The 15,047-nt window shown below is 36.9% G+C and carries 14 protein-coding genes; 7 read left to right on the top strand and 7 right to left on the bottom strand.

Annotated features, from left to right (window positions below; genetic code table 11):
- The gene (locus tag ACQ4QH_RS09860) at positions 1-1,185 is read right to left on the bottom strand and encodes an aminotransferase class I/II-fold pyridoxal phosphate-dependent enzyme (RefSeq protein ID WP_439818733.1); all 1,185 of its coding nucleotides are present in this window, start codon (positions 1,183-1,185) and stop codon (positions 1-3) included.
- Between the two features lie 410 nt (positions 1,186-1,595).
- Between ACQ4QH_RS09860 and ACQ4QH_RS09865 the strand changes: the two genes are divergently transcribed.
- Positions 1,596-2,192: a sugar O-acetyltransferase gene (locus ACQ4QH_RS09865; protein ID WP_439818734.1), complete on the top strand. Its 597-nt coding sequence runs from the start codon at positions 1,596-1,598 to the stop codon at positions 2,190-2,192.
- A gap of 60 nt (positions 2,193-2,252) precedes the next feature.
- On the opposite strand, the gene ACQ4QH_RS09870 is transcribed toward ACQ4QH_RS09865, so the two are convergent.
- The 3 genes from ACQ4QH_RS09870 to ACQ4QH_RS09880 all read right to left on the bottom strand — a co-directional run bounded on the left by ACQ4QH_RS09870 (position 2,253) and on the right by ACQ4QH_RS09880 (position 4,268).
- Entirely contained in the window at positions 2,253-2,858 is a 606-nt protein-coding gene (locus tag ACQ4QH_RS09870) for a sugar O-acetyltransferase (protein WP_439818735.1), read from the bottom strand.
- A 134-nt stretch (positions 2,859-2,992) separates the two neighbouring features.
- On the bottom strand, positions 2,993-4,090 hold the full coding sequence (locus ACQ4QH_RS09875) for an SLC13 family permease (protein ID WP_439818736.1): 1,098 nt from the start codon (positions 4,088-4,090) through the stop codon (positions 2,993-2,995).
- A gap of 4 nt (positions 4,091-4,094) precedes the next feature.
- Positions 4,095-4,268 carry a hypothetical protein gene (locus ACQ4QH_RS09880; RefSeq protein WP_439818737.1) on the bottom strand — a complete coding sequence of 58 codons (174 nt, stop codon included), beginning with the start codon at positions 4,266-4,268 and terminating at the stop codon, positions 4,095-4,097.
- 440 nt (positions 4,269-4,708) lie between these two features.
- Here ACQ4QH_RS09880 and ACQ4QH_RS09885 point away from each other — a divergent pair, with 440 nt between their 5' ends.
- The gene (locus ACQ4QH_RS09885) at positions 4,709-6,307 is read left to right on the top strand and encodes an APC family permease (protein WP_439818738.1); all 1,599 of its coding nucleotides are present in this window, start codon (positions 4,709-4,711) and stop codon (positions 6,305-6,307) included.
- Positions 6,308-6,352: 45 nt separating this feature from the next.
- Here ACQ4QH_RS09885 and ACQ4QH_RS09890 read toward each other — a convergent pair whose 3' ends face one another.
- Positions 6,353-6,982 carry a TetR/AcrR family transcriptional regulator gene (locus ACQ4QH_RS09890; RefSeq protein WP_439818739.1) on the bottom strand — a complete coding sequence of 210 codons (630 nt, stop codon included), beginning with the start codon at positions 6,980-6,982 and terminating at the stop codon, positions 6,353-6,355.
- 70 nt (positions 6,983-7,052) lie between these two features.
- Here ACQ4QH_RS09890 and ACQ4QH_RS09895 point away from each other — a divergent pair, with 70 nt between their 5' ends.
- On the top strand, positions 7,053-8,303 hold the full coding sequence (locus ACQ4QH_RS09895) for an ABC transporter permease (protein ID WP_439818740.1): 1,251 nt from the start codon (positions 7,053-7,055) through the stop codon (positions 8,301-8,303).
- 60 nt (positions 8,304-8,363) lie between these two features.
- Here ACQ4QH_RS09895 and ACQ4QH_RS09900 read toward each other — a convergent pair whose 3' ends face one another.
- Complete coding sequence (locus ACQ4QH_RS09900; protein ID WP_439818741.1) at positions 8,364-8,960, bottom strand: TVP38/TMEM64 family protein; 597 nt, start codon at positions 8,958-8,960, stop codon at positions 8,364-8,366.
- Between the two features lie 315 nt (positions 8,961-9,275).
- On the opposite strand from ACQ4QH_RS09900, the gene ACQ4QH_RS09905 reads away from it, so the two are divergent.
- On the top strand, positions 9,276-9,965 hold the full coding sequence (locus tag ACQ4QH_RS09905) for a triose-phosphate isomerase (RefSeq protein ID WP_439818742.1): 690 nt from the start codon (positions 9,276-9,278) through the stop codon (positions 9,963-9,965).
- A 298-nt stretch (positions 9,966-10,263) separates the two neighbouring features.
- Positions 10,264-11,226, top strand: coding sequence for a 2-hydroxyacid dehydrogenase family protein (locus ACQ4QH_RS09910; protein WP_439818743.1), 963 nt, complete (start codon positions 10,264-10,266; stop codon positions 11,224-11,226).
- A 139-nt stretch (positions 11,227-11,365) separates the two neighbouring features.
- Here the strand turns inward: ACQ4QH_RS09910 and ACQ4QH_RS09915 are convergent, their stop codons facing one another.
- Positions 11,366-12,514 carry an aldose epimerase family protein gene (locus ACQ4QH_RS09915; RefSeq protein WP_439818744.1) on the bottom strand — a complete coding sequence of 383 codons (1,149 nt, stop codon included), beginning with the start codon at positions 12,512-12,514 and terminating at the stop codon, positions 11,366-11,368.
- Between the two features lie 324 nt (positions 12,515-12,838).
- Here ACQ4QH_RS09915 and ACQ4QH_RS09920 point away from each other — a divergent pair, with 324 nt between their 5' ends.
- Positions 12,839-13,987 (top strand): aminotransferase class I/II-fold pyridoxal phosphate-dependent enzyme, encoded by a 1,149-nt coding sequence (locus tag ACQ4QH_RS09920; RefSeq protein ID WP_439818745.1) that lies wholly within the window; start codon positions 12,839-12,841, stop codon positions 13,985-13,987.
- A gap of 33 nt (positions 13,988-14,020) precedes the next feature.
- Positions 14,021-15,016: a D-2-hydroxyacid dehydrogenase gene (locus ACQ4QH_RS09925; RefSeq protein ID WP_439818746.1), complete on the top strand. Its 996-nt coding sequence runs from the start codon at positions 14,021-14,023 to the stop codon at positions 15,014-15,016.
- Positions 15,017-15,047 lie beyond the last annotated feature (31 nt).

The following is a 15,047-nucleotide window of genomic DNA, read 5'->3' on the forward strand; positions in this document are numbered from 1 at the left end:
TTAAATTCTCTCGCTTTCATTTCTTTGATCAGCAACATATTGTCGTAACTGGGTCATCCCTCTTGTAATTTCGGCCATACTAGTTGCATAACTAAGCCGTAAGTAATGTGCACCTCCTGGACCAAAATATGATCCTGGCACAGCGGCTACTAGTCCCGTCTCAGCCAAGTCGTATGCAAATTTCACATCATCTTGTTCTAAGTCAGGAGCAATTTTTGTATAAATATAGAATGCCCCACTTGGTCTAGCCGTTTGAAAACCTAACTCATTTAAAGCTTCTAAGATAACATCTCGCCTTTTCTGATATTCGGCCTTCATTGGTAATGCATCATCTTGGCCATTTCCCAAAGCCTCTGCAGCAGCATCTTGCGTAACTGTTGCGGTACTTGTAATTGTAAATTGATGGATCTTACTTAACTCATCGGCAAGTACTTTTGGTGCACATAATAATCCAATTCGCCAACCTGTCATAGCATGAGACTTTGAAACACCAGTAATCAAAATTGTTTGTTCTCGTAATGTTTTCGTCAATGATGCATGCGACTGGTCATAATTTAATTCACTGTAAATTTCATCACACAATGCAAATATTGGTTTACCCCTTAAAACATCAGCCAATGCATCTAATTCTGCCTGCGAGTAAGTGATACCTGTTGGATTACTTGGATAATTTAACACAACCATTTTGACAGTTGGTCCTTCGTGAGCAATTGTATCTGCTAATAATTCTGGCGTTAATTTAAAATCTGTTGCTGAAGTGTCTACCAAAATAGGCTGGCCACCAGCCACTATGACATCGGCAATGTACAGTGGAAATGTTGGTGTTGGAATAATCACTTTATCACCAGGATTCAACACTGACATAATTGCTGTATAAATTGCCTCAGTTGCACCCTCAGTAACAATAATTTCTTCAGGCGTATAGTGTTGATCATACTTATTAGTTAAAAAATCACTCGCATTTTGACGTAGCTCTTGTGTCCCATTCGATGGCGCATAATGTGAGTGATTTGCTTGAATACTACGAATGGCTGCCTGTTGCACATGCTCCGGTGTTTCAAAATCTGGTTCACCTAGTGTAAAATTCACAATATTTGGAATATCAGCAGCAAAATTTGCAAAAGCTAAAATATTTGATGGTTGCACATTGACTAACTGTTTATTTAAATATTTTGTCATTTCCATAACTAATTCACTCCTTTAATGCTTAAAAACTAACAGTATTATTTCTACGAAAAAAGACCCTCTCGATTGAAAACAATCTAGAGGGTTTGACTACCTTTTATTACCCCTTGCAGATTATTTTCAAACCTGCAGGGTCTTTTAACTCAAGCCAAATAGCTTTCATTTCCCACAGGTACAAACATGTGTGACATGTCTGCACCTGCTAATAACTAGATGCAAACACTATCTAATAGAAACGAAAGTTATAGTTCCAACTATTCAATTGTGATGCACGACGTAATTTCATGAATATCAGCTCCTGGCTTTAATAATATTCTAACCATACTCTAATGTTTGGGATTGTGTCAACCCTTGCAAACAATTTTCTTTTTTATGATATCCTGATATTAATGACTTGAGGGGGAAAATAAATGAACTTAGATGAAAAATTTGCCTATATGGCTACGGGTCAAACTTATAATGATTTAGATCCAATATTAGTGTCTGCCAGAAAACAATCAACAAAGTTAACAACTGCCATCAATAATGAGCAAGATATGGCAAAGAAAGAGACTCTCATTCGCAATCTATTTGGTAGTGCTGGTATTGCACCAGATCTGAATCCAAATTTTCGTTGTGAATTCGGGCGTAATATTCATGTTGGTAATTACTTTTATGCAAATTATGATACAGTCATTCTAGATGGCGCTAAAGTTACCATTGGTGATCGTGTCTTATTCGGTCCTAAAGTTGGGCTCTATACCAGCAATCATTCATTTGATGCCCGTGAACGCGAACTTGGCGGTTGTATTGCCAAACCAATTACAATTGGTAATCGGTGTTGGTTAGCAGCAAACGTGACTGTGTTACCTGGTGTCACAATTGGGGATGACGTCATCATTGGTGCAGGTAGCGTTGTAACTCATGATATTCCAAGCAATGTTATCGCTGTTGGTAACCCTTGCCATGTATTACGAGAAATTACGGCAGCAGATAAAACTGACTTCAATGGTCAAGATTTTATATAAAAAAACTGAGAAGTAGATGCTGGTTTTTACCAAATCATCAATACTTCTCAGCTTTTTTATTTATACGTGGCGAATAATATGTGCCGGATTCCCAGCAACAACGGTATTACTTGGTATATCATGGGTAACCACACTGCCAGCTCCAACAACGACATTATCACCAATCGTAACTCCTGGCAAAACAATCACCGATCCACCAAACCAACAGTCATCACCAATCGTGATTGACAAATCATATTGCCAACCTTCACGACGTAGCTCCTTGTTATTTGGATGATGATTTGGTGTGTATAACTGCGTATTAGGTCTTAAGAAACAGTTCTTACCAATGGTAATTTTACCAGCACTCAAAATGGTAAAATTCAAATTAATAAATGTTCCTTGGTCAATAAATAAATTGTCAGGGTACTCAATATTAGTAATTGGGAAATAAACTTCCACATCATCAGCCATATGGGGTACTAATTCATGTAATTGTTTTAGCGCCTCATCAAAATCAGCTGTCGCAATTTTATTCAATTTTTGAATTGCTTGCGTACTTGATTTAACAATGGCTTGTAATTGGGGTTCCTTTCCATATTGATACCAATCTCCATCGGCAACCTTCTCAAATATAGGTTTCTTTGCTAAAGCTTCAATATCTGGCTCGTCTAATTTTTTAGGCATATTCTTCTCCGACTCACGATAAAAGCTAAAATCTCCACTTCATTATAAGTGTTTTAATGATTATTTAATACCTTTTTTAGCAAAAAAGGTTGGAACATGTTTTGTTCCAACCTCTACAACTAAAAATATATTAATTACAAACCAAATGAAACCAACAAAACGGCTGCCATAACGAAGTTTAACACCATGAACAGTTTCAAAAAAGTTGATGATGAATCTGGTTCAATTTGACGATACACACGGAACCCAATTAAATTGGCCATTGAGGCAATCATGGTTCCTAGTCCACCAATATTAGTACCTAAGAATAATTCATGGGCATGATCCGTAAATGTTGAAATTAAAATTGTTGACGGTACGTTAGAGATAATTTGACTTAAAGCAAAACTACCGAACAACACATGCGCTGGTGTATCAAATAGTGAGCTAACAAGCGTCTGTACCATATGTATATTGGCTAAATTATTTGTTGCAACAAAGAAGAACAAGAATGTTGCTAGTAAACCATAATCAACCATTTTAAATATTTTGCGATTATAGATAAAGAAGATGATCAAAATAAGTGGTACCACAACATTAAATGGTAGCCAGCCAAAAATTGTTGCAATCAAAACAACACCTGTACAAATCAAGAAAACTAATTGGCGATTTTCAACATGTTCAGCTGGTTTTAAATCAATTGCCAGTGGCTCCATTTTAATAAAACGCGTAATGATAATCATTAAAATAAGTGATACTACTGTCAATGAGGCAGACCAAGTGAAAAACTCACCAACACTCACTCCGTAGTGACCAAATAAATATAAATTTTGTGATTTACCAAATGGAAATAAAATAGCGCCAGAATTAGCAGCCATAATAATCAAGGTTGAGCCAATAATTTTTAATTGCGTTGATAGCCCAGATGCTAATCGTAAATAAATCGGCATTAACGTTAAAATAGCAATATCATTGGATAATAACATTGCACCAAAGAATGACAACAATGTCACACTAGTCATTAACGCCCGTGCATGATGGCTTCGACTAACTAACCAGACCGATACAGCATGTAAAACACCTGCATTTTCTAACAAGCTAACCCAAATCATCATTGTCATTAAACTGAAAATAGTGTGCCAGTTAACAGCACCTAAGTCTGGTACCACAAAAAAGGACGTAGCAACCGCTAGCAACATGCTAACAGTAAACATCACGTCACTCTTTAAGTACGTAAAAATACGATTAACCATGTGCTTATTTCTCTTCCTCAATAGCTTTACCACAGGCATTCGCTAATCGAATAATTTCATACGATTTAGCTGCCATTAAAGAAGTAAGTCCTGCCGATATCGTCATTGCTGGAATCAATAAAACAGCAAGCTTAGCAGTTGTCACTTCAGTATTATCATGATGCCTTTTAAAAATCATACCTATCTCCCTTAGTTGATTCGCAAAATAATAAAGATGCAAGTATATTATCGAAAAAACTCGTCCAATACGCAACAAAACTCCTGTAACATAATACATGCTAAAAACACTTATTTTTTTACTTTTTAATTTAAAAGCGGATGTGTTTTTGCAATATCTTTCATATAATTCGTTATGTAACGAACAAAAACACAATAAGAATCTTTTAAGTTAGCGTTTAATCTGTAATAATCTTTACAATAAAATTACTATTTATCTATAATAATCAACAATTCGTTACAACCATCACTTACCTGAAATATAAGCGCTTTCAGTGTTTTTAAAATCAAAAAACATACTTATTATATCCAATAAATTCGTTTTATCGCAGAAAAATCACTCTGATTTGGTATTATTCCATAAGTTTGTTACAATAGTTGCTATTGTCAAAAGGAGGAACTATGAAGTCCGACAAAACAACAAAAATTGGCTTATTCCAGCTCATCATGCTAACACTAGGATCATTAATTGGTTCAGGTTGGTTGTTCGGGTCTTGGGAGGCCACCCGTGTAGCAGGGCCCGCTGCAATTATTTCATGGGTAATCGGTGGTCTTGTTATCGCTGCGATTGCCTATAATTACATTGAGTTGGGGGCCATGTTTCCAGAAGCTGGAGGCATGAGTCGTTACGCACAATATTCGCATGGACCTTTATTAGGTTTTATTGCATCTTGGTCCAATTGGGTATCATTAATTACTTTGATCCCGATTGAAGCTGTTGCCGCAGTGCAATACATGAGCTCATGGCCGTGGGCATGGGCCAATTGGACCCAACAATTTTTTAGCAATGGTGCGATTACAACACCAGGGTTACTACTGGTATTTGGCTTTATGCTAGTATTTACACTCATCAACTTCTGGTCAGTTACCTTGCTAACGCGCTTTACGAATTTTATTTCACTTTTCAAAATTGGTGTGCCAACAATTACCGTTATCATGTTAACTTTATCAAGTTTCCATCCTGGTAACTATGGTCATTCATTACATGAATTTATGCCTTATGGCTCTGCACCAATCTTCTCAGCAACTGCAACGGCAGGTATTATCTTTTCATTTAATGCCTTCCAAACAGTAATCAATATGGGAAGTGAAATTAAGAATACCAAGAAAAATATTAGTCGTGGTATTTTCCTATCACTACTAATTAGTGGTATTATCTATATTCTGATTCAAAGTGCCTACATTATGGCAATTGATCCCTCAACCTTAGCACAACATGGTTGGCACGGCATCAACTTCAGCTCACCATTTGCCGACTTAGCAATATTACTCGGTATTCATTGGTTATCTGTCTTACTTTATCTTGATGCCTTTATCTCACCTGTTGGAACGGGAGTCTCATTTGCTGCCTCTACTGGACGTGTACTTTTCGCCATGGAAAGCAATAAGCACATGCCAAAGTTTTTAGGGAAACTAAGTTCTAAATTCTATATGCCTCGCGCTGCAATGTTAACAAATCTAGTTATCAGTATGATTATGGTTTCGGTATTCCGATCATGGTCAACATTAGCAACTGTTATCTGTGCTTCCACTTTGATTGCCTATTTAACAGGTCCAGTTACTGCAGTCGCTTTCCGGCATACCGCACCTAACTTTAAACGCCCGGTTAAATTAAAAATGCTATCATTCATGGCACCAGTTGCTTTTGTGCTAGCATCATTAGCAATCTACTGGTCAATGTGGCCAACCACGATTGAAGTTATTTTAGTAATTTTGCTAGGTTTGCCGATATATTTCTACTATGAATATAAGGCTAAAAATAATGATACCTGGAAGGCTTTCAAATCCGCCCTATGGTTGATCGTCTACCTTATCTTTATTTCATTAATTTCATATGCTGGTAGCCATGAATTTAATGGTGCCGGTTGGATCAGCTATCCATGGGATTTTGTTGTCATTATTGTTGTCTCATTAATTTTCTATTATTGGGGTGTCAAAAGTGCTCAAATTTTCCCAGATTACTATCAAGCTAAAAAACTAAACGATACTGTTAAAGAATAAAAAATAAGGTCGATACTGAAAAATTTTTCAGTATCGACCTTATTTTTATACAATTCCCCAAATACCTTTAGTGGAAATAATACTAATGACTTCTTCAATATCTTTCCGTGTAAAATCATTTGGTCTACTACTCCATATACCAATTAATCCAATAATGGCAGAACTTGCGCTAGTTGCAAATAGTTTTCGATGTTTCTCCGAAAACATCTGCTTATTGCTAGCATATTTATTAATAGTGTCCAGCCCTTCATCGGCTAAAAAGGTTTTAAACTTTTTAGAAAAATGATTATCACCCAAACGATTCAATAACGTATCTATCATTTCTAAGTTCTCTTCAACCGTTGTTAATATTGGGCCAATAATATTGGGATTGTCTCTAAATTCTTGCACTGAAACAACCTGATGCAAAATGTTTTCACGAGCCAAATATATTTTATTTAAAATTTCCTCTTCACAGTCCTCAATTAAAGCATTTTTACTTTCAAAATAACGATAAAACGTCCCTCGATCAATATTTGCTTGGCGTGTAATATCTGAAACTTTGATTTGAAATGCTGGTTTCTGTTTCAAAATTTCCATAAAAGCCCTAACAATATTTAGTTTTGTTTGAGTTGTTCTATTTATTTGTTTCAAAATTTTTCCCTCTTTGCAACAAAGTGCCATAAGTTGTTGCATATTTTTCTTTATCCAAGTCATATAATACAACATGTTGTTTTATAAATAAATAGGAGAGAGGTTAATTTCTATGTGGAAAGTTATTTCAAGCAAGATGTTCTGGCTTTACGCAGTTGCCATTTTTGCAGTTTTAGCAATTTTTTCATTCGCACAAATCGGTGCTCGTAACTCTGTAGAACTTAAACAATTACCAATTGCTGTTGTTAATGCATCTGGTGATCAACAAAGTAAAAAAATTATCAGTCAACTTGAGGACAAGTTCTCTGATTCAGATGCACAACTTAAGTTAATTAATGTCAAAAAGGAGTCTAGTCTAAAGCAAGGCTTTACTGACAAAAAGTACTATGGTGCGCTTGTTATTGACAAGGATTTTGATAAAAGCTTAACCAGCCAACAACGTTATCTAAAAGGTCTTGTCATCCAATCAAAGACTAAGAATGTATCTGAGCAAGCAATTGCAGCAAATGCACAATTAAAGGCACAGGTTCAAGCCGCAAAAACAATGACACAAACATTGCCAACTCAAGCAAAGATTCGTGTCATTACTAATCAAGGAATGAGCGCACAAGCAGCAAGTGCTGTAACCACAGCATTACCTAAGATTGCTAACGCTTTGAGCCAAGGTATGGCACAAAAAATGCAAGGTGTACTAACAGAGAACAATGTCACCCTATCAGCTGCTCAATGGCAAGTAATCAATACACCAATTAAGGTAACAACACAAACTAAGAATAAACTTCCTAACAAGAGTGTTAGTGGTATGGCACCAATGCTACTTGTTGTTCTTTCTTGGTTAAGTGCCCTAATCAGTTCAATTATGTTATGGCGCGAACACAAGAAGCGAGCTGAAAATGGTCGTTTCAGTTTGGGTATTATTAACAGTCAAATGATTACCGGTATTGTCATGTCAATTGTTGCTAGTCTATCAATTTACTTCTTTGCCCATGTATTATTTGATGTACCTGTACCAGATACTGGTAGTTTCCTACTTATCGTGACATTTAACATCTTTATCTTCTATCTCATTCAAACTTGCATTTTGAATTGGGCTGGATTTGCAGGATGGCCAGTATTAATTTTGGTTATGTTACTATCTATGGGTGTTATTTCATATCCAAAGGAAATGCTATCACCATTATTCTTGAACGGTATCTACAGTTGGACACCACTAACATTTACGATGGATTGGTTCACAAACAACCTATACATCCATGGATCTTCAGTAACTTCAACAACTGACTTTACGGTATTAATTTCAATTGGTGCTGTTGCACTTGTATTAATTTACCTATCAAGTTTGCTAAAACGCAAAGAGAAATAATAACGTCATTCTCTATTGTTACAGAAAAAGCGAAAGTTCCACATGGAACTTTCGCTTTTTTCAATGTCCGAGAATTTTTAATAACCAGTCTGCACCGTATAACATCCCCAAACTATAAATGAAAATAGACAAGGGTTTACCAGCCAATATAATTATCGTAAATTCACGCCACGTCATCTTTGTCAAACTTGTTAATAGTACCAATGCATCATCTGGTGCAACTGGTGAGAAAATCAGCAAGGCAAAGGTCCAATGCCACCCTTTAGAGTCTAACCGATCCATATACTTATTCAGTGTATCTTCACTGACAAAGATATCAATAACACGTCTACCATAACGACGTCCCATCCAGAATAGAATCATGGAACCTAATACAATGCCAATGTAATTATACAAAAACCCTAGCCAAGGGCCAAACATAACGACACCCGCTGCTAATGAGACTCCCCCTGGTAGTATTGGAATAACTACCTGCACAATTTGGACAAAAACAAACAAAATTGGTGCCCAGATACCATATTTCTTCAGTAGTTTAATCAATGAATCAGTGTCATTAAACACACCAATTCGATACAAATGGACGACTAGCCAACCGAGTAGTACGAGCATAATAACTGATAATATTTTTATTAATAACCGTATGTAGCGTGTCTTCATGTCATCCCCCAAGACTGCCGCCAAACTAATTTGGACTCATAAATTATTCTTAGGTTAAAATTATGATGTTAATTCAACCTTTAACAGGTAGTATGATTGAGAATTAAATATCCATTCAACCATTTTTCTCACCCTATCATTTAAGAAAATATTTTACCTAAAAATTTCAAAAAAATCTATATCACTTCCTGTACGTAGTATCCCAACAGTGCAACTAACAATAAAAAACTAAATGTTCTTATTGTAAATGACCTATCAACAGCATGTTATACTAAGTCATATAAAGGCAATCATTCCATATGGAGGTATTATCCTATGCTAGCAGTTTTAAATTTCAAAAATTTAGTTGATTTTGAACAACAAAAACAATTTTTAGCTGATCTCAGTCAGGCAACTGTTGACGTTGACTTAAAGATTGCACCAACTCTACCAGTACCAAACACTTATGACAATTTTGAAGTTGTCAGTCAAAATTTAACCATTAAACAACGCACAGTCGGTGAGATTTCGCCCAGTGTTTTACAATCATTAGGTATAACAACAAGCTTTATTGGTCATTTGGAACGTCGTAAGTCATTGAACGAAGGTTTGCTGATTGTTCGAAAGCGTCTTGAAAATGCTTTAGAAAATAACATCACACCGATTCTATCAGTCGGTCAGTATAGCAATATTGACATGGTTGTTGAAGAATTAGGAATTTTACTAAAAGATGAGCCAATCACAAGGCCAATTATCATTGCTTATGAATCACTGGCTTCAACCGAAATGGGTCGTGCACTTTATTCTATCGATGAAATCCGTGATATTCACGATGCTATTCGAAAATTTATGAAAACTAACTATCCGGAAATTTCATATCAATTAATTCTAGGTGGTCATATGGATGAAGCTGGTTCTCCCATCGCAAATGCTATTGGCTATGATGGCGTCCTAATTGGTGATCGTTACCATACCTTAACCGCTTTTCAGCCTGTACTGGATGTACTAAATAAGCTTAGTCGCTAAGTTATTTTAGGCGAGCGAGACAAAAGTTGGTTTGAAGCTGATTGTAACGATAATTAAGTAGTTTTGGTTCGTAGCAGAGTGGAGATCCAAAATCACCTAATTGTTATTACAGCAAGGATTCAGACTTTTGGAACACGTTTATGATATCAAACTGACACGCTCATAATTAATGTATTTTTAGTTAGAAGAGGTTGGGACATTTTCTTTTGTCACAACCTCTATTTCTTACGACTTAATTGAATTCTAACGTTATTCGCGAGATAATGAAAGCGTTACCAAAAAGAAAAGGAGATACATCATGAGTAAGGTATATCTGTCAGCAGAATTACCTGCATTGGCTACAAAAATATTAATTGATCATGGGTTTGATGTTTCTATTTACGATAGTGAAGGTTTAGTTTCACATGAAACATTGCTTGAAAACGTCCGTGATATTGACTTCTTAATCACACCACTATCAACCAAGGTAGATCGCGAAATTATTGATGCAGCACCCAAATTAAAATTAATCGCTAATTTTGGGGCTGGTTTCAATAACATTGATACTGCTTATGCCAAAGAAAAAGGTATTCCAGTAACAAATACGCCAGCTGTCTCAACGAACGCTGTTGCTGAAGTAACCATTGGACTAATGCTTGCATTGAGTCATCGCATCGTTGAAGGAAACTACAAAATGCACCGTGATGGATTCCTTGGCTGGGCACCATTATTCTTCTTAGGACATGAAATAGCTGGTAAGACACTGGGAATTGTTGGTCTTGGTAACATCGGTAGTGATGTTGCTCGTAAAGCAAACGCTTTGGGAATGCACGTGCAATATTATAAGCGTACGCCTTTGTCTGATCCGGAAGAACGTTCAATGAAAGTCACTTATCGACCATTTGATGAATTAATTGCAACGAGCGATTTTATCTCAATCAACGCACCGCAAACTGATGAAAATTATCATCAATTCAACGAGGCTACCTTTAAAGCAATGAAGTCTACAGCAAACATTATCAATGTTGGACGTGGTCCAATTATTGACGAAGCTGCTCTATTAAAGGCTCTTAAAGATGGTGAAATTGCTGGCGCAGCACTAGACGTCTACGAAAGAGAGCCTGAAGTTGATGATGGCTTTAAAATACTACAAAATGTTATTCTAACACCACACGTTGGTAATGCCACTGTGGAAGCTCGTGATGCGATGGCTAAAATTGTCGCTGAAAACGTCGTGTTAGTAGATGATGGTCAATCAGCAAAATTTGTCGTTAACTCTTAAGATTAAATCCATTTTAAATAAGACATTCAGCCTTTTAGAACACATTTAGGGCCCCAATTTACTAGATTGGGGCCCTTTTCAGTTTATGATGACTAACTGTTCCTCTATTTGTCTCAATAGTGACTAATACTGAGTCTCTTTAATAGTCAACTTGGTAAGTAATCTCCTTTGTCTTGGTTTCACCTGCTTTAAGTGAAACGTCCCCAAAACTGGGATGATTGACCGCATCCGGAAGGGTCTGTGGTTCAAGTGCGATTGCAGCATGTTGTCGTCCAGGACCAGATTCAAACTGCAGTTTCTTATCAATTGCATTACCGGAATAAACAACAAGGGCATTACGCTGCGACAAGAAAGTTACTGAACGACCAGTCTTAGGATCAGATAATTTAGCAATTTGATCATTATCACCCTGGCTGACTTTAAACATCGTATCAAATCCCTGCTCCTTGGTCTTCATTAACGGATCAAGATGCTCTTTAAGTGGCTTAGACTTAGAAAAATCATATGCACCAGTATTTGCCAGTAACTTACCAGTTGGTACTTTTTCTTTATTTAACTGCAAACGTTGCGCTGAATTCATTGTCAATTCCTGGTTTTGAATTGTCTTCTCTTGGCCTACGTTAAAGTAAGCGTGAATTGTCGGATCAAAAACTGTATCCTTCGTACTTTTGGCACTCATTAGAACTTTAACCTGATTATTATCAGTCACAACATACCTAGTTGTTGCTTGAATATCACCAGGGAAACCCGTGTACTTTGAACTAAAAGTATGGCGCAAAGTAATCGCTGGATTGCCTTCATAAGTACCAACTTCACCTTTCCAACGCACAGAATTAAATCCATGATTACCGCTATGCAAGGTATTACCATTCTCATTAGTTGGAACCGAGACTGTCTTGCCGTCCAGCTTAAATTTACCATTACGAATCCGATTACCAACTGGACCAATCTGCTGCCCCACATAAAGCGAAGCGGCATTCTTATCATAATATTGCTTCGTATGCTTAAATGACATTAAAATATTACGTTTGTCATTAGCCCCTTTAGGTACGTAAATACCATGCAGTGTCCCACCTTGACTTAAAACCGATACTTTCAATCCAGATTTATTCTGAATTGTATATTCGTATACTTGATGTCCCTTATACTTATCAAACTTTTCAACTTTACTATTATCTGTATCCGCTGCAAAAGCTGTTTCACTTGAAATAACCTGAGTGACACCTGTCCCTAAGCATACAGTTAAACCTGCTACCGCCGTTCTTACTAGTCCACTACGTTTCACCATAAACACGTCCTTTCATTAAAATATCCTTAACAACGTCAGGGTAACACTTGTGGAAAGCGCTTACAAACAAAACGCATTTGAAAAAAATATGAATGAAATATGAACAATATTCGGTGGGTGAAATATACACCATTTGCCAGTCCAAGCGTTCTCTGATAAAAAGTCTTGCTAATGGTTCAAAGCTCACTCATATCTTACGAGTTGTATCATTATTACATGTATTAAAATACATTTTTCTGTATATTTTTCAATTTAATCTGCACAACTCTACAAAACCATGTATAATACTATTAAAATAAAATGAGAATTCATGGGGGATTTCACATGACACGTAGCCTTTCAAACTTATTTCAAAACCCAACGCCTAATATTATGTCTGACATTGGTAAGAACGCAGCATTAATGACCAATGTCATCAATCTATCTATTGGTGACCCAGATATGACGACCCCTGAGCCAATTCTAAATGCTGCTGAAGAAGCTTTAGCTGCTGGAAAAACACATTACACTGCTAGTGATGGCGATCCAGAATATCTTGAATCGATCATTAATTTTTATCAAAAAAAATTTAACCTAACTTATGCCAAAGAAAATGTTCGTGCAACTGTTGGTGCTGGCCATGCGACTTTCTTAGCTTTTGGTGCCATTTTAAACCCAGATGATGAGGTTATTATCTTTGCGCCTTACTTCTCACCTTATGAAGTACAAATTGAAGCCCACCATGGGAAAGTTGTCGTTGTAAACTGCACGGCCGAAAATAACTTCCACCCAACTAAAGCTGACATTGCGGCCGCTATTACCGACAAAACGAAAGCGATTTTAGTTAATACGCCAAATAATCCAACTGGTGCTGTTTATGATCAAGAGACGCTACAAGCACTAGCCGACTTAGCAAAAGAACATGACATCTACCTACTCGCTGACGAAGTTTATTGGCCTTTTGTTTATGAAGACAATGATTTCATTCCCTTAGAGGCACTTGCACCAGAACATACCTTAGTAACTGGATCTTTGTCAAAAGTATTCGCAATGACCGGCTTTAGAATTGGTTATTTAATTGGCCCTGCAGATGTCGTAGCTGCGGCTGGACTGCTAAATGAAGGAATTGATTTTTCTGCACCAAGCGTTTCTCAGGCCGCTGGTGCTTATGGACTACAACACATTGACGAAATTACACCAGCACTCAAAGCACAATTTGGTGAGCGTTTAGAATACGTGGCAACTGAGTTGAACAAATTACCTTGGTTAAATATCTTGCCAGTTGCTGGTAGCATCTATCTTTTTGCCGATATTTCTGCCACTGGCATGGATGATGTTAAATTCAGTAATTACCTACTTGAACAAGCTGGTGTGTTAGTTATCCCTGGTCAAGCATTCGGTGATGCTGGTAAAGGATACATTCGTATTGCGGTCACACAGGACATGGCTACTCTTGAAAAAGCAGTTCAGGCTTTTTCAAAACTATCATTTTAAATCAGGGTTTAATAAAACTAAGGGGGATGTTTAATGAAGAAGGTTTTACTATACAACATCATGGACGATGAAGCAGCCGTTATCAAGGAATGGGTAAAAACACATCCTGATGTTGAAGTTCATTCTAATAAAGTTACTTTGAATCCTGATACCGTTGATTTGGCTAAGGGATATGATGGCATTTCTACTGAACAAGATAATCTAATCGATGACCCAACTGTCTATCAAAAGCTACATGAATTTGGTATTAAACAAATCACTTTACGTATTACTGGTTACGATACGATTGATTTAGACTTAGCCACTCAGTACCATTTAAAAGTTACCAATGTGCCAGCTTATTCACCTCGTTCTGTATCTGAAATGGTCTTAACACAGGTTATGTGGCTGCTGCGTCATTTAAATGTTGCTCAGCCTCGAATGCATGCCTACAATTTTACATGGGATGGCTTGCAGGCGCGTGAAATTCATGATTTAACGGTCGGTATTATTGGTGCCGGAAAAATAGGTAGTGAGGTGGCCCGTATTTTCAAAGCTCTGGGTGCAACTGTCATTGCCGCTGATCCCGTTCATCGACCAGAACTCAACAGTGTTCTAAAATACGTTGACCATGAGACCGTCTATAAAGAAGCTGATATTATTACCACCCATACGCCATTATTAAAGAGTACTTACCACCTATTTAATGAATCAGTGTTTAGACAGATGAAATCTAGCGCCATTTTTATTAATGCTTCACGTGGCGCTGTGGTAGATACCCCCGCTTTAATTGCTGCTTTAAAAAAGCATGAGATCACTGCCGCCGGTTTGGACACGATTGAAGGTGAAGCGAACATATTTAGTGGTGATTTCTCAGAAACACCATTCGAAAACGACTATTTGAAAACCATTTTAGAATTACCAAATGCCATTATCACGCCACACATTGGTTTCTATACAGATAATGCCATTCGCAATATGGTTGAAATTTCTATGAAGGATATGTTGACCATTATTGATGGTAATACCAGCGAACACGAGCTTAATTAGAAAAAAGAGTGTGACAAAAGACCATTTGAAG

Source organism: Weissella paramesenteroides, assembly GCF_051903945.1.
GTDB classification, from domain to species: domain Bacteria; phylum Bacillota; class Bacilli; order Lactobacillales; family Lactobacillaceae; genus Weissella; species Weissella paramesenteroides_A.

Excerpts from the sequence above, each read along its gene's own strand:
- ACQ4QH_RS09880 (WP_439818737.1), bottom strand. The coding sequence starts at position 4,268 with ATGATTTTTAAAAGGCATCATGATAATACTGAAGTGACAACTGCTAAG.
- ACQ4QH_RS09865 (WP_439818734.1), top strand. The coding sequence starts at position 1,596 with ATGAACTTAGATGAAAAATTTGCCTATATGGCTACGGGTCAAACTTAT.
- ACQ4QH_RS09910 (WP_439818743.1), top strand. The coding sequence starts at position 10,264 with ATGAGTAAGGTATATCTGTCAGCAGAATTACCTGCATTGGCTACAAAA.
- ACQ4QH_RS09890 (WP_439818739.1), bottom strand. The coding sequence starts at position 6,982 with ATGCAACAACTTATGGCACTTTGTTGCAAAGAGGGAAAAATTTTGAAA.
- ACQ4QH_RS09885 (WP_439818738.1), top strand. The coding sequence starts at position 4,709 with ATGAAGTCCGACAAAACAACAAAAATTGGCTTATTCCAGCTCATCATG.
- ACQ4QH_RS09905 (WP_439818742.1), top strand. The coding sequence starts at position 9,276 with ATGCTAGCAGTTTTAAATTTCAAAAATTTAGTTGATTTTGAACAACAA.
- ACQ4QH_RS09925 (WP_439818746.1), top strand. The coding sequence starts at position 14,021 with ATGAAGAAGGTTTTACTATACAACATCATGGACGATGAAGCAGCCGTT.
- ACQ4QH_RS09900 (WP_439818741.1), bottom strand. The coding sequence starts at position 8,960 with ATGAAGACACGCTACATACGGTTATTAATAAAAATATTATCAGTTATT.
- ACQ4QH_RS09915 (WP_439818744.1), bottom strand. The coding sequence starts at position 12,514 with ATGGTGAAACGTAGTGGACTAGTAAGAACGGCGGTAGCAGGTTTAACT.
- ACQ4QH_RS09920 (WP_439818745.1), top strand. The coding sequence starts at position 12,839 with ATGACACGTAGCCTTTCAAACTTATTTCAAAACCCAACGCCTAATATT.
- ACQ4QH_RS09860 (WP_439818733.1), bottom strand. The coding sequence starts at position 1,185 with ATGGAAATGACAAAATATTTAAATAAACAGTTAGTCAATGTGCAACCA.
- ACQ4QH_RS09895 (WP_439818740.1), top strand. The coding sequence starts at position 7,053 with ATGTGGAAAGTTATTTCAAGCAAGATGTTCTGGCTTTACGCAGTTGCC.
- ACQ4QH_RS09875 (WP_439818736.1), bottom strand. The coding sequence starts at position 4,090 with ATGGTTAATCGTATTTTTACGTACTTAAAGAGTGACGTGATGTTTACT.
- ACQ4QH_RS09870 (WP_439818735.1), bottom strand. The coding sequence starts at position 2,858 with ATGCCTAAAAAATTAGACGAGCCAGATATTGAAGCTTTAGCAAAGAAA.